Here is a 13304-nt window from a genome sequence, read left to right on the forward strand (position 1 = left end):
AATGATTACCTTAGAATTTCTACTTACATCGTTTGTGGTGGTTTTGATTCCAGGAACTGGCGTTTTGTATACCGTGGCAACAGGGCTTTTTGTTGGTAAGCGAGCCAGCTTGTTTGCAGCGTTTGGCTGCACACTGGGCATTATTCCGGCACTGTTAGCCAGTGGTTTTGGTTTGGCTGCGATCTTTCACACCAGCGCTCTGGCGTTTCAGGTGGTGAAGTATGCAGGCGCAATGTATTTATTGTACCTTGCATGGCAAATGTGGCGCTCTTCTGGTCCACTGTCGGTTAACAATAATAAGTCAGACATGAAAGGCTTGGACATTGTTACCAAAGGTTTTCTACTTAATATCTTAAACCCGAAACTGTCTATTTTCTTTTTGGCATTCCTGCCACAATTTATTCCCAGTACGGCTGATAGTGTACTTATGAGTATGATGACGCTTGGTTTGGTGTTTATGTTAATGACGTTTGCTGTATTTGTTGTGTATGGATTTCTGTCTGGCAGCTTTAGTCAATTTATTGTCTCGTCAAAAAAAGCCAGCACAGTGATGCAAAAAGTGTTTGCGACAAGTTTTGCTGCTCTGGGTCTTAAACTGGCATTCAGTGAACGGGTGTAATAGACCTAAATTGAAAGCTCTATCTACTAGGTATTTTGACTTTTATATTTTAAATGTATTGCGCCAAGCACTTGGAGAAACGTGAAACTGCTGCTTGAACTTTTCTCGAAAGCTACTGGTGGATTGAAAGCCAACATCAGCCGCGATGCGTTCGATGGAAAGATTGCTGCCTTCCAATAAAGTTTGAGCGTGGTGTAGTTTTTCTGCGAGTAACCATTGGCCAAGTGACTGACCTGTGGCCTGATGGAATTTTCGCGTAAAAGTACGCCGAGTCATGGCGACTTGGTCAGCCAATTCGTCCAGTGAATGATGTTGTCTTAGGTCTTGACGCAGGAAGTCAAGCAGTTGGTTAATACGATGGTCATTACTCGTGGCGATAGGGCGTTCAATGAATTGTGCTTGTCCGCCTTCTCTGTGGGGTTGCATAACCATTCGGCGCGCGACGGTATTGGCGCGCTCTGCACCATAAACATTCCGAAATATATGTAAACAGCAATCCATACCTGCCGCGACACCTGCAGAGGTGATAAGTCGGTCGTCGTTTACGTACATGGCATTGGTGTCCATGGTGACGTTGGGAAACCGCTGCATAAAATCCTGTTCTAGTCCCCAGTGAGTTGAGGCGCGTTTGCCGTCGAGTAAGCCCGCATAGCCAAGTACGTACGCGCCTAAGCACAATCCCACGATAGTTGAACCATTTTGGTAAGCTTGTTGCAGTGCGTCGAGCAACGTCTGACTTGGGCGTTCATCTGGGCTGCGCCAGTAGGGTACGATTACGATGTCAGCGCTTGCAAGCTGTGTGAGTGTGCTAGGGGCGTGAATTTGCAGCCCTTCTTTCGACACAATCGGGCCACTTTCAGCGGCAACGATGGTGACGTTAAATAAAGTCTCTTTGAGCATTTCAGAGCCAAAGACAAGACAAGGAACAGAGATATGAAACGGACTGAATTGGTGACAGGCCACAACCATCACATTGGGGAGGTGATTAGAAGTGTCAATACGGTTAGTCATTCTCTGTTCCTAGTGATATGTCGATGTAGGATATTTTAACGCAATCGCCTTAAAAGGCGACGGTTTCGCCGTCTTCTGGGATGGAGACAAAAGAATCGATCTGGTTCACCTCTGCGTAGTCTTTAAGTTCCGCTCGGCTCAGTAGGACATGATTCACTGCTTCCATATGTGTAGCGACGATCTTGGCATTGGGCAGTAGCATGTGAGTTTTTAGCACATCTTCTTTGCCCATAATAATGGGGCCAAATTCCAAAACATGTGCCCACCCCGCATTCAGGATCACTACTTCCGGCTGAATCGTTTTCATGGTTGTTTCGATCTGCGGCGTCCAAATGGAGTCACCAACTAAATACACAGTCTTCTCCTCTGGGTGAGAAAGGATAACTCCTGTTACCTCGCCTAAGCGCTCTGCCATAGCGGGGTTGTCAAACAACATGTCATAGCCGTGTTGGCATTGTGTGGTGGTGAAAGTGATGCCCTTAAAGTAAGTGCCATCTTTAAATATATGGGTATTGCTGAAGCCTTGTTGCTGAAGAATAGCTTGGTCTTTCTCGTTTTGGAGCCAGATTAACATATCTTTCACAATGACTTTGCTGGCGACTTCATCCCAGTGGTCAGGGTGTAAGTGGGTGAGCAATATGGCATCTACATCTAGGATCTCTTTGATGGATATTGGTAGGTCGACGGTTGGCATGCGGATATGAGAGTTCACTGTGCCGGGGAGTCCTGGAAAAGCGTCTTTGTCGGCCAGCATGGGGTCAATGAGGATTTTGACTCCTGCGTATTCAATGATGAGGGTGGCATTGCGAATTTGGGTGATGTTCATAGTGAGCTCCTGTATCGATAAGTGCGATGAAGTCACTATCGTAAAAGAAGGAGTGCTAGGGCAATACTGGCCTTAAGGACATTGTTCGATGAGATCGGGCCAAACAGTCGCTTGAGGCATCAAAGTCGTTAGTTCGATACAGTGATGCTGAGCTTCTGCTTCGCGAGTTTTACCAGAGCCTCATCGATTGGTGGGGGTGTCAGGTCAACGCCAGAAGCGAGGGCGGAGACGATGGTGTCTAAGGCGGTGATCCGCGCATACCATTTTTTGTTGGCGGGAATCAGTTGCCAAGGAGCTTGGTCAGTACTGGTATGTTGAAACATGTCGTCGGTCGCTTGGGCGTAGTGTGACCAGCTGTCACGATTACGTAGGTCCTCCTCGGTGAGTTTCCACTGTTTCATAGGGTTGCTTAAACGCTCTTCAAATCGAGCCAGCTGTTCGTCTTTTGAGATGTTCATAAACAGTTTGATAATGCGTACGCCATCGTCCATGAGTAAGCGTTCGAATTCATTGATCTCTTGGTAGGCGCGTTGCCATTGTTCGGCGGTGGCAAAGCCTTCCACGCGCTCGGTGAGTACACGTTCGTACCAAGAGCGGTCAAAGATCGCCAATGTGCCAGGTTTGGGCAAGCGCGTTTGAAAACGGTAGAGGTAATGTCGGCCTTGCTCTTCTTTGGAGGGGGCGGCAATAGGATGTACGCGATAGCCTCTTGGGTCGAGCTTTTCTGTAACGCGTCGGATCGCACCGCCTTTGCCGCTGGCATCCCATCCTTGAAATACGATGATTGCCCGCTTACCTTGGTGAAAGTAAGCTTGCTGAACTTCTTTCATAGCCTTTTGTGCTCGCTTTAGCTGCTTTTTATAGCTGCGCTTGTCGGCGAGAGCGTAGCGGTCGTCGTTCAGATCAATGTCGTCTAAAGAGGGCGCTGGGCTTAGTACGATCGGGCTGGGTGTATGCACGTTGGTATCCTTCTAACGGCCGGCAAAGTCTGGCTGTATTAGGTTTGATAAAAAGGCCAGTTTAACGCTACCAGTGTGCTGATCAAATTACCAACGTCTTGCGGATAAACGTCGAGCGTTTTAACGCTATATATTGGCCGATCTATGACCCTTGATCATACTAGTTTGGTCTGTATTGGCACGCCTGTTAACGACGGCTCACCTTTGATAGTGGCACGATGGAGTCGTCTAGGTTCATCACCGTAATCCGTAACGGCATAATGCTGAGTGACGCGGTTATCCCAAATCGCGACCGAGCCTTTTTGCCATGAGAAACGCACTTGATATTGCGTCTGTCGAGCCTTACTGAACAACCTTGATAGACGCTCTTGGCTGTCAGCTTCCGAGAGGCCTAAGATTGAGCGAGTAAATTGTTCATTGATAAACAGGACTTCTTGGCCTGTTTCAGGATGGGGTTGCATCATTGGACGGCGGATAGGGGGATAAGCTTGTGATCGCTCAGTGATAACGCTGTTGCCGTTTGCATCTAGATGATCATATCGGCTACCTGTGAAAGCATGTAATGTGTGGACAGCGTCTAATGAACGTAGCTCGGATTGGTCAGCAGTGGGAAGGTCTGACCATACAGCCGCCATATCACACCAAATAGTATCGCCACCACTTTCAGGAACGTATTGAGCGCGCAATATTGAGCATTTTGGAGGAACGGTCTGCCATGTCATATCGGTATGCCAATAACTCTGACCGGGGGGATTCCCGCGAGCGGTTTCAATGATGACGATTTGGTCGTTATCGATTAGGTGAGGAAAGAAGGGATGAGGCGGCTCGAGTATACCAAAGCGCTGCCCCAGTACTGTATGCGCTTCGGCCAATAATTTTTGATCTCGAAAGAATAGCACTTTATGGCGTAGAAAAGCCTGATACAAGGTATTAAACGTCTCGTCAGACATGGAAGACAATTGAATATTTTCTACTAATGCACCAATTGTCTTCGTTAACGCAGTGATCTCTATAATGACCCTGACTCATTTTTAATGGTGAGGTTTCCTTGCATAATACAATTTAGTGATCCCTGTTTGTATTGATACTTCGGCATTGATAATTGCCGTCTAATGTCTGTTTGCAGTGAGGAATTGTGCTTTTGTTCAAGGTTGTTTTGCTCCTTGCTAATAGCACTCCGAAAATACTAAGTGAAAACCCTATTATAATTGCCTTCGTTATGGGCTCATCAAACATCATGTAGGCCCATACTGATGTGACAGGCGGTGTTAGATAAATAAGGCTAGACACTCTAGTGGCCGAGGTACGTGCTAGATTTACCCAATATAAGCCATATGCAGCGAAGGTTGAAAATACGACAAACCATATAACGGCATAGATAAATGGTCGGTTTAACTCTGGCATTAAAGCATTATCAATAATGGCCAGTGGCATGAATAATACAGTAGACATAAAGCACTGAATGGTAAGGGAGGGCAGTACCGGGCTGTTAGTTGCTTTTTTCTTTGAAATCAAAGTCGCAATCACAATGGAGATCATGCTGCCAAAAGCGAGTAAATAGCCCGCAAATGAGGCATCATCGATGCTGCCTAAAACTGGGATAGCTACACCGATAAACCCTAAGGCCAATCCTATCCACTGTTTTAAAATAACTTTTTCACGTAACACTAAACCAACACATGCAGCCGTGGCTAATGGTTGTAGTGCTGCAATCAGTGCCGCGATTCCCGCAGGAACTCCTAAGCTAATTGCTGAAATCATCATTGAAAGGTAGCCAAACATGGCAAAGCTTCCGATTAAGGCCTGTAAGCCTATCTCAGCAAAGGAAGTGCGTCGAATGGCTCGGATTGTAAAAGGAGCTAGTATCAGTGTTGCCAATAGGAAGCGCCAAAACAAGACCCCGAAAATTGATGCAGTCATTGATGCAAGGCTGCCACCTATAAAACCTGAGCTCCATGCAATGACGAGCCCTATTTCCAAGGTGAGTGGTAGTAAAATAGTTTGAGGCATAAATGGGTCCATAGAAAGTAGAGTGATCGTTTTACTTTTGCAAAAGTAAAGAGATCGTTCTACAATGTCAACCATGAATAAAACACAGCAAAAAATAGCCGCGGCATTAGAACACGCCTTTGCGGAAAATGGCTTCACTGAAATAGGCGTGGATGGCTTGCGTGATGCAACTCAAGTAAGCCTTCGTACGCTTTATAAATATTGTCCTTCTCGAGAAGAGATGATTATTACGGCGTTAGACTATCGCCACATGCGGTATATGACACACCTGTTTGATGATTTGCCGTTAAACTCTGAACAAGCACTTGACGAAATTTGGGGGCGTGTTGGTACCTGGATGTTAGAAAACGCGGCCAACGGGTGTTTGTTTCATGGTGCCTGTGCGTCGCATCCAAACAGCTTGGCTATCCGAACCATGTTAGAGCGTCATAAAATGGAAGTGATAAACAAAATGGTACTAATCACGGGCTTGGTGTCTGCGAGGGATCAGCTGATGTTATTGCATGAAGGTATAACTCAAAGCTGGCCTCTAATGCATGAGAGCGCTGTAAAGACCGCGACGACATTTTCACGAGCGCTGTTTTCTTAGCATAGGGCTTATTCGTAGGGTGTAGAAGCCCTCAGTTGGTGTTGTCCCCATGCATAGCTTTATTATCATTAGTCCCTGTTCTATTTATATAAGACTATAGCGTGCCACTTTATCGCTAGTAGGCGCGATCCCAAACCACACAACCGTCATGAATCTTTGAGAGCAACGAGAGTACATCTTGGTTATTGCGCAGCTCACTGACCACAGCGAGGGCTTCATCAAGGTTCTTTTTATTGAATTTTTCATCGACCTTGGCTTCTAGCATATCATCGACCCCGATGGCGGTGATCTCAATGTAAGCGCGTTTTTCTGGGCTAGATAGGTTGCTTAACTCCGATCCCATGGTCTCGAGTTGTTCTTCAGAGAAGTCATATTGCTCCAACATATTGATCATGCTGGTCACCGAGTCCAAAGCAAACTCTCGACCATGGCGTTCTTCATTATCTTTTAACAAGGCTTCGTTACCGTGGCATGCAATGCCAAAATTCTTTTTGACCGAGTCGACTATGGCCCCGAGCGCATTTTGTAACTCAGAGGAGGTGTTGCTGAGTCGAGATTGGCTAGGTGGTTGGGATGAATAAGACTCTATCGCTAAGTTCGCATGCCAGTCACTGAGATATGTGCCATTCTTAACGTCCTTTTATTGAATCCATAGAACTTAAGCAGAGTCTTTGCTACTTTGCCTGTCTATGGTGATTCATTGGCTTGTAAGTGTGGCGTAAATGTGATGTTTAGTGGGTTGGTCGAACCAGTGCGTACTTTAGCAGTCCATAGCGTCGATGGCAGAGGAGAGAGCTATGTTGATTAAAAATAAGAAACGGTCCGATTGTTCTGAAAATGAGGTCACTGATCAGTCGGTTTATCTAAACCGACGCCAGTTTATGAAGGTCACAGGAGGCGCTGCGTTAGGATTAAGCTTTGGTAATGCCTTTGCAGCACTGCAATCTGGCAATCCTTTAGCGCAGCCACAAGCACTGCAAAATGTTTTTCAAAACATCGCTGAAACGACCTATGGCAAAGGTGAAACGCCTGCACCTTATGATGTGGCGACGTCCTACAATAACTTCTATGAATTTGGATATGGTAAGGATGATCCTGCAAAAAAATCAGGCTCGCTAGAGACGCGTCCTTGGAGCATTACCGTTGAAGGTGAAGCTGAGGTTACGGGTGTGTTTGATTTAGATGACATCATCAAAGAAGCGGCTTTAGAAGAACGAATCTACCGTCTTCGCTGTGTTGAAGCGTGGTCAATGGTGATTCCTTGGGTGGGCATACCGCTTGGGGATGTACTGAAAAAATTCAAACCGACCTCCAAAGCCAAATACGTTTATTTTGAAACGCTCTATGACCCAAAACAAATGTCGGGGCAGCGAGGTGGTTCCATCGAATGGCCCTACCGCGAAGGCTTACGCATGGACGAGGCCATGAATCCTTTGGCGTTACTCAGTGTCGGCATGTATGGCAGTATCTTACCCAATCAAAACGGCGCGCCAGTTAGGTTGGTATTACCATGGAAATATGGATTTAAAAGTATTAAATCCATCGTCAAAATACGCTTTGTTGAGAAGATGCCGACCTCCACTTGGATGATGTTAGCGCCGAAAGAATATGGCTTTTATGCCAACGTGAACCCTCAAGTGGATCACCCAAGATGGTCGCAAAAGGAAGAGCGAAGATTACCGAGCGGTGTGCTTTTTCCGAATGTCATTGAAACCGAAATGTTCAATGGCTACCAAGAGGAAGTCGCGGATTTATATGCCGGTATGGACCTGAAGAAGAACTTTTAACGTGAAGAAATTTTGGGATCGTAAAGAAAAGCCGTACGTACTGATTGTTTTTCTACTACCGTTTTTTTGGATGTCAGGCTCTTTATTATTAGGTCACTATTTTCCGGATCCGGGCAAACTATTAATGCGATTAAGCGGTATTTGGGCCTGTGTGTTTATGGCGGCTGCTTTGTCTATTACTCCGCTGATGAAACTTAAGCGTTTAAAAGCACTGACTCGATATCGGCGCTTTGTTGGGTTTTCTGCGTTTTTCTATGCCATCCTGCACCTTGTGATCTATTTGGTACTGTTTGCCGGATTAAGCTGGCGTTGGATACGCTCAGATTTGCTCGAAAAACCTTATATTTACGCGGGTGTGCTCGCACTTGTGGCTCTCTTTGTATTAGCCATCACCAGCACTAAGAAAATGATGAAACGGCTCGGACGCAATTGGAAGCGTCTGCATCGTTGTGTTTACCTCGCAGCGCTCGCCATCCTTTTGCACTTGTGGTGGCAAGTGAAAAGCGATACCTCGCTCGCGGTGATTTTTTCAGTGATTTTTGCTGTGCTTTTAGGTTACAGGCTGATCGTAAATCGGAAGTATTTAACCTTCAAACGGATGCACTAGAGAAAGTGCGATACCTTGAATCACTCGATTACAGAATATTACATCCTACTCAGTTTATTCTAATACAATAAAAGATCACCGTTGCTAACAGTGAGCAGTAGAACTTAAACAGAGTCCCTTTAATGCATTGTCTGTTTTACGATCTACACTGTAGTAATTCTTTAGAGCTGTGATAGGACAAGCAATATGAGTGATTTAATCGATCGTCGAAGCTTTTTGCGAACTCTTGGAGCCGGTGCTGCATTATCGACTGTTGCACTGAAAGCACCTTACGCTTACTCCAACAAGATGGTTACATTACGAGTGATGGGGACGCACGTCACGTTGCAAGAAGAGCTTCGTCAACGGGCCATGAAAGAATTAGGCATTAACCTCGAATTTACTCCCCTAGGGGACGCGGCGTTACTGCAAAAAGCGTCCTCCGATCCCAGCGCCTTTGATCTGTATGAGCACTGGTCTGATTCGATTAACATCTTGTGGCAAGCTGGCTCCATTCAGCCCCTTGAAACGGATCGCTTGAGATACTGGCACGAGGTTAACAACCTGACTAAAACAGGAAAGTTAACGGAAAACTCTCATGCCGGTGCGGGCGATGCGCCCAACAAGATTATTTATGTTCAGTCAGATGGATCTCTCGGCTCGAATCCGACTAATCAGCTGAGTTTTATGCCGTATGTTCATAATGTGGATTCCTTTGGTTACAACACCCAATATATTCCTGAAGGTATCGCGTATGAGACAGAGTCTTGGTCGTGGCTGCTAGACGAGCGAAACAAAGGAAAAGTAGCACTCATTAATGCACCAACGATTGGTATCTTTGATGCAGCATTGGCCGCCCAAGCACAAGGGCTGATGACATTTGGTGATATTGGCAATATGACCATCGATGAAATAGATCAATTGTTCAGAATTTTATTGCAGAAAAAGCGACAAGGGCATTTCTCAGGTTTTTGGACATCCGTTCCGCAATCGGTAGAGTTTATGACATCTGGACGCGCCAATATTCAAAGCATGTTTTCGCCAGCGGTTAGTGCCTGTCGAGGTCAAGGTGTCCCTGTTGTCTATGCAGCGCCAAAAGAAGGCTATCGAGCTTGGCATGGTGTGATGTGTTTGTCTTCGAACGCCAGTGAAGAAGTGAAAGATGCAGCTTATAGGTATATGAATTGGTGGTTATCTGGTTATCCTGGTGCCTTTATTGCGCGTCAAGGTTATTACATTTCTAACCCAGAGCGCAGTCGAGACTTGATGTCTCAGGCAGAGTGGGATTACTGGTATGATGGAAAAGAAGCGGTCACCGATTTAAGAGGAACGGATGGTAATATTTCGGTGAAAGCAGGGGAAGTAAGACACGGTGGTAGCTATGTGTCACGCTTATCAAACATTGCTGTCTGGAATACCGTCATGCAAAACTACGACTACAGTTTAGACAAATGGTTTGAGTTACTAAACGCTTAAGGAATACATGTGTTTTCAATCATCACTCGTTCTATAGCCGCAAAGGTTGCTTTAGCCTTCAGTTTTGTTGCTGTGATACTTGCCGTCAGTTACATGGTCATGGCACAGCGTCTCGATACAATCGGCGAGGCCATGGATAATGTTGCTGATATCAATCGCTATACCACTTCAATCATACGTATAAACAAAGATATTATTGAAATACAACGAGATGTTTCTGTCTATAGCTTATCGGGAAGCGATGCTGTATTTGAAAAAATAGATGAAAACTTTCAGGACATAAAAGTTAGGCTAGATTTATTATCTGATGTCGATATTTCAGAAGTAGAACGTCAATACATTAGCTCGCTTGTAATGTTAGTCGATGAGCTAGGACAAAACCTAAAGGGCCTTACCTCTCTTTATAAGTCAAGATCAGTTCTCATAGATGATGTGCTAGAGGGCGTCTATCAAACGGCAATTACCGAGCTCTATAACTTAAATAAAATGTCTAGTAGCGTAGAAAATGAGCTTGCAATAGTAGAGGAAATGAACAAATGGCATACCTTACATCGTAACGCTTGGTTGTTTTTATCTAAAAAAGACTACCTTAAAAGAAAACAGGTCTCTTCCGTTTTAAAAGAAATAGCGACTAGTCGTTTGTTTGGCAAAAGTGAAGAATCCATAAGGCTAAGTGACCTTGCAAAAGAGTATCAAAAATACTTCTTAAAAAGCATACAGATTAATCGAAACTATTTTAATCTCGTTAATGTGGTGATGGCTGGTAATGCCATCGAATTTAGTATCTTAGCCAATGTGTTAAGAGAACATTCTCAATTACGACTACAGAACATAAAAGAACGTGCTAACGAAAGCATCATTACAACAGAAAATATTCTAAACATGCTGAGTGTTGCAATTATCTTGTATTTGATATTTCTGGCATTTTTTCTTCATGTCCATATCACTAAAGCCATTACGCTTTTAACAGCTAGCTTTAGTCGATTTCTTAGTGGTGATCTATCAGCGTCAGTACATCACACCAGCCGAAAAGACGAAATCGGTGTATTAGCTCAGGCGGCCAGTCGTTTTCGAGATATGAGTATAGACTTGGACAAAGAGAAACAAGCTGCTGTGCACATGTCTAAAGTGAAGTCGGAATTTCTTGCAAATATGAGTCACGAGATTCGCACACCCATGAATGGTATCTTGGGGATGGCATCGCAGCTTTCGCACACAGACCTAGTCGCGCAACAAAAAGAAATGCTCAATATTATTATGTCATCCGGGGAAAGCTTATTGGTGATTATCAATGATATTTTAGACGTGAGTAAGATTGAAGCAGGTAAAATCGAGCTTGAGCAACGCCCCATAGGCTTGAATGCATTATTAAAAGACATTGAGCTTTTATTTAAAGGCCAAGCTACTGCTAAAGGCATTCAATTATCAGTCCGCACGTGCCCAACAAACCAGAGCGTAGCTTTTGTCGGCGATGAAACAAGAATCAAGCAGATACTGATGAATTTGCTGGGGAATGCGATCAAATTCACAGACCACGGTGAAGTCGCCTTAACAGCCCACGCTGAAGTAGATTCGGACGATAAAATGACCTTGTTGTTCAGCGTGACCGATACCGGTATTGGTATTGACCCTGACAACATTGAAAAGCTGTTTGGTGCCTTCGCACAAGCGGACACATCCATAACGCGAAAATTTGGTGGTACAGGGCTGGGGCTAACCATCACCAGTCAGTTGCTGTCTTTAATGGGATCTAAACTTGAAGTCGAGAGTGACGTCAAAAAAGGGTCGAGGTTCTTTTTTGAAATTGAAACCGAACAATGCTCTCTAGCCGTACCAGATACGCAAGCTGAAAAGAATGATACGTCATCAGAGAAGGCCGACTATTCGAATTTAAAGGTACTGGTGGCCGAAGACAACAAAACTAACCAGATTGTTGTTAAAGGGTTCCTAAGTAAGCTAAAAGTTGGCTCGATTACACTTGCCGAAGATGGTGAGCAAGCTATCAATATCTGTAAAAAAGAGGTGTTTGATTTGATCTTTATGGACATGCAAATGCCAGTAGTGGATGGCCTACAAGCGACCATGGAAATAAAAAAAATGGATGACTATCGTAATGTCCCCATCATCGCATTAACAGCTAACGTTTTTGAAGAAGACAAGAAACAATGTGAAGAGGCTGGAATGTGTGATTTTGTGGGCAAGCCAATTAACCTTACCCAGTTAGAAAGCATTCTTGATAAATGGTCTAGACAATCTTAAAGGTATCGATTTTCGGTTTTAGTATTTAGTATGTTGTTTTATAAGCCTTTTTTTTTATTTGAGTGTCCATGCGAAAATCCGATCGTTTATTCCAGCTTACTAATATCCTCAGAAAGCATCAGCCGGTAACGGCTAAAATCTTGGCGGAAAAGCTCGGTGTCAGTGAACGTACGATTTATCGTTATATGGACGACTTATCTGTATCCGGTGTGCCTGTCTATGGTGAAGCTGGGGTAGGTTATTCTTTGTCCGAAGGGTATGAGCTGCCGCCTTTAACATTGACGGCACAGGAACTCGAAGCGCTGATATCGGGGGTAAACTTTGTCGCAGCGTTAACAACGGACAGTTTTTCGCAAAGCGCACAGTCTTTGTTGGCGAAGATCGAAGCGGCCCTGCCAGAACACATCTTGCAAACCGATGACAAACGTATAGTGCGCACGCCAGTGTTGGCCGCAAGAGAAGAGAATCGATCGATCTGGGGTCGATTGCATACAACGATTCAAAGCCAAGGTCAGATAACACTCCAGTATCAAAGTGCCGATGAAAGCGTGACGCAGCGTGCTATTTACCCCTTGGGGTTGTTTTATTGGGGCGGCAAATGGACGTTGGGTGCATGGTGTTTCAAGCGCCATGCCTACCGTGATTTTCGTATTGACCGTATTCAAGCGCTATTGCCAGCCGAACAACACCCCATCCCCAGTAACGTATCGTTATCTCATTATATTAATCTTCGACAAGGCGAATCCTACTGACACAATGTTGTCAGTAGGGGCATTCTATAGTGAACCTTCTAACAAACGAGGAGGTTCCCCATGATCGATACAAACAACTTAAGTACAATGGGCGGTGTTGAGATCGCATTCTTTAAGCTAAAAGAGGGCTGTCTTGAGCAGGACTTGGTTGCGCTTTCAAAACGCGTTGAAGTCGAGTTTTTAAGTCAGCAATCAGAGCTGGTGGCGCATTTTTTGTTAAAGCGAGCCGATGGTGTATACGCCGACGTAGCCATGGCAAGCACGCAAGAAAAAGTTGAAGAGTACTGCCAGCAATGGCTGTCTAATGCGGTGGCGCTGGAGTATTTGGAGCTGCTTGACTCCGAAAGCGTGGATATGACCTTTTGGACACGGATCAACTAAGCTCGCCAGGACAATCTTGATGAGCACTGTAAACGTTCTAGAAGCCTCA

At 44.9% G+C, this 13304-nt stretch carries 14 protein-coding genes; 8 read left to right on the plus strand and 6 right to left on the minus strand.

Annotated features, from left to right (window positions below; all coding sequences use genetic code 11):
- Window position 1 precedes the first annotated feature (1 nt).
- Window positions 2-619 (plus strand): LysE family translocator, encoded by a 618-nt coding sequence (locus AYW75_RS08705; RefSeq protein WP_067098323.1) that lies wholly within the window; start codon window positions 2-4, stop codon window positions 617-619.
- 42 nt (window positions 620-661) lie between these two features.
- Here AYW75_RS08705 and AYW75_RS08710 read toward each other — a convergent pair whose 3' ends face one another.
- The 5 genes from AYW75_RS08710 to AYW75_RS08730 all read right to left on the minus strand — a co-directional run bounded on the left by AYW75_RS08710 (window position 662) and on the right by AYW75_RS08730 (window position 5425).
- Window positions 662-1630: a GlxA family transcriptional regulator gene (locus AYW75_RS08710; protein ID WP_067098325.1), complete on the minus strand. Its 969-nt coding sequence runs from the start codon at window positions 1628-1630 to the stop codon at window positions 662-664.
- A gap of 49 nt (window positions 1631-1679) precedes the next feature.
- Window positions 1680-2456 carry an MBL fold metallo-hydrolase gene (locus AYW75_RS08715; RefSeq protein WP_067098328.1) on the minus strand — a complete coding sequence of 259 codons (777 nt, stop codon included), beginning with the start codon at window positions 2454-2456 and terminating at the stop codon, window positions 1680-1682.
- A 128-nt stretch (window positions 2457-2584) separates the two neighbouring features.
- A complete protein-coding gene (locus tag AYW75_RS08720) occupies window positions 2585-3415 on the minus strand; it encodes a polyphosphate kinase 2 family protein (protein WP_067098331.1) in 831 nt (276 codons plus the stop codon).
- Window positions 3416-3570: 155 nt separating this feature from the next.
- Window positions 3571-4431, minus strand: coding sequence for a TauD/TfdA dioxygenase family protein (locus AYW75_RS08725; RefSeq protein ID WP_331709521.1), 861 nt, complete (start codon window positions 4429-4431; stop codon window positions 3571-3573).
- A 46-nt stretch (window positions 4432-4477) separates the two neighbouring features.
- Window positions 4478-5425, minus strand: coding sequence for a DMT family transporter (locus tag AYW75_RS08730; protein WP_170756305.1), 948 nt, complete (start codon window positions 5423-5425; stop codon window positions 4478-4480).
- A 64-nt stretch (window positions 5426-5489) separates the two neighbouring features.
- On the opposite strand from AYW75_RS08730, the gene AYW75_RS08740 reads away from it, so the two are divergent.
- The gene (locus AYW75_RS08740; protein ID WP_197478922.1) at window positions 5490-6014 is read left to right on the plus strand and encodes a TetR/AcrR family transcriptional regulator; all 525 of its coding nucleotides are present in this window, start codon (window positions 5490-5492) and stop codon (window positions 6012-6014) included.
- A gap of 115 nt (window positions 6015-6129) precedes the next feature.
- On the opposite strand, the gene AYW75_RS08745 is transcribed toward AYW75_RS08740, so the two are convergent.
- Window positions 6130-6468: a hypothetical protein gene (locus AYW75_RS08745; RefSeq protein WP_067098337.1), complete on the minus strand. Its 339-nt coding sequence runs from the start codon at window positions 6466-6468 to the stop codon at window positions 6130-6132.
- Window positions 6469-6811: 343 nt separating this feature from the next.
- Here AYW75_RS08745 and msrP point away from each other — a divergent pair, with 343 nt between their 5' ends.
- The 6 genes from msrP to AYW75_RS08775 all read left to right on the plus strand — a co-directional run bounded on the left by msrP (window position 6812) and on the right by AYW75_RS08775 (window position 13255).
- On the plus strand, window positions 6812-7801 hold the full coding sequence (gene msrP / locus AYW75_RS08750; protein ID WP_067098340.1) for a protein-methionine-sulfoxide reductase catalytic subunit MsrP: 990 nt from the start codon (window positions 6812-6814) through the stop codon (window positions 7799-7801).
- Window position 7802: 1 nt separating this feature from the next.
- Complete coding sequence (locus tag AYW75_RS08755; RefSeq protein ID WP_231886171.1) at window positions 7803-8408, plus strand: protein-methionine-sulfoxide reductase heme-binding subunit MsrQ; 606 nt, start codon at window positions 7803-7805, stop codon at window positions 8406-8408.
- A 186-nt stretch (window positions 8409-8594) separates the two neighbouring features.
- Window positions 8595-9863 (plus strand): ABC transporter substrate-binding protein, encoded by a 1269-nt coding sequence (locus AYW75_RS08760; RefSeq protein WP_067098343.1) that lies wholly within the window; start codon window positions 8595-8597, stop codon window positions 9861-9863.
- A 9-nt stretch (window positions 9864-9872) separates the two neighbouring features.
- Window positions 9873-12122 carry a hybrid sensor histidine kinase/response regulator gene (locus tag AYW75_RS08765; RefSeq protein ID WP_067098346.1) on the plus strand — a complete coding sequence of 750 codons (2250 nt, stop codon included), beginning with the start codon at window positions 9873-9875 and terminating at the stop codon, window positions 12120-12122.
- Window positions 12123-12190: 68 nt separating this feature from the next.
- Window positions 12191-12874 (plus strand): helix-turn-helix transcriptional regulator, encoded by a 684-nt coding sequence (locus AYW75_RS08770; RefSeq protein WP_067098349.1) that lies wholly within the window; start codon window positions 12191-12193, stop codon window positions 12872-12874.
- Window positions 12875-12934: 60 nt separating this feature from the next.
- The gene (locus AYW75_RS08775; protein ID WP_067098352.1) at window positions 12935-13255 is read left to right on the plus strand and encodes a hypothetical protein; all 321 of its coding nucleotides are present in this window, start codon (window positions 12935-12937) and stop codon (window positions 13253-13255) included.
- The last annotated feature ends 49 nt before the right edge of the window (window positions 13256-13304 follow it).

The organism is Marinomonas atlantica (assembly GCF_001639725.1).
Lineage (GTDB): Bacteria > Pseudomonadota > Gammaproteobacteria > Pseudomonadales > Marinomonadaceae > Marinomonas > Marinomonas atlantica.

Excerpts from the sequence above, each read along its gene's own strand:
- AYW75_RS08760 (WP_067098343.1), top strand. The coding sequence starts at position 8,595 with ATGAGTGATTTAATCGATCGTCGAAGCTTTTTGCGAACTCTTGGAGCC.
- msrP (WP_067098340.1), top strand. The coding sequence starts at position 6,812 with ATGTTGATTAAAAATAAGAAACGGTCCGATTGTTCTGAAAATGAGGTC.
- AYW75_RS08770 (WP_067098349.1), top strand. The coding sequence starts at position 12,191 with ATGCGAAAATCCGATCGTTTATTCCAGCTTACTAATATCCTCAGAAAG.
- AYW75_RS08730 (WP_170756305.1), bottom strand. The coding sequence starts at position 5,425 with ATGCCTCAAACTATTTTACTACCACTCACCTTGGAAATAGGGCTCGTC.
- AYW75_RS08775 (WP_067098352.1), top strand. The coding sequence starts at position 12,935 with ATGATCGATACAAACAACTTAAGTACAATGGGCGGTGTTGAGATCGCA.
- AYW75_RS08740 (WP_197478922.1), top strand. The coding sequence starts at position 5,490 with ATGTCAACCATGAATAAAACACAGCAAAAAATAGCCGCGGCATTAGAA.
- AYW75_RS08710 (WP_067098325.1), bottom strand. The coding sequence starts at position 1,630 with ATGACTAACCGTATTGACACTTCTAATCACCTCCCCAATGTGATGGTT.
- AYW75_RS08715 (WP_067098328.1), bottom strand. The coding sequence starts at position 2,456 with ATGAACATCACCCAAATTCGCAATGCCACCCTCATCATTGAATACGCA.
- AYW75_RS08705 (WP_067098323.1), top strand. The coding sequence starts at position 2 with ATGATTACCTTAGAATTTCTACTTACATCGTTTGTGGTGGTTTTGATT.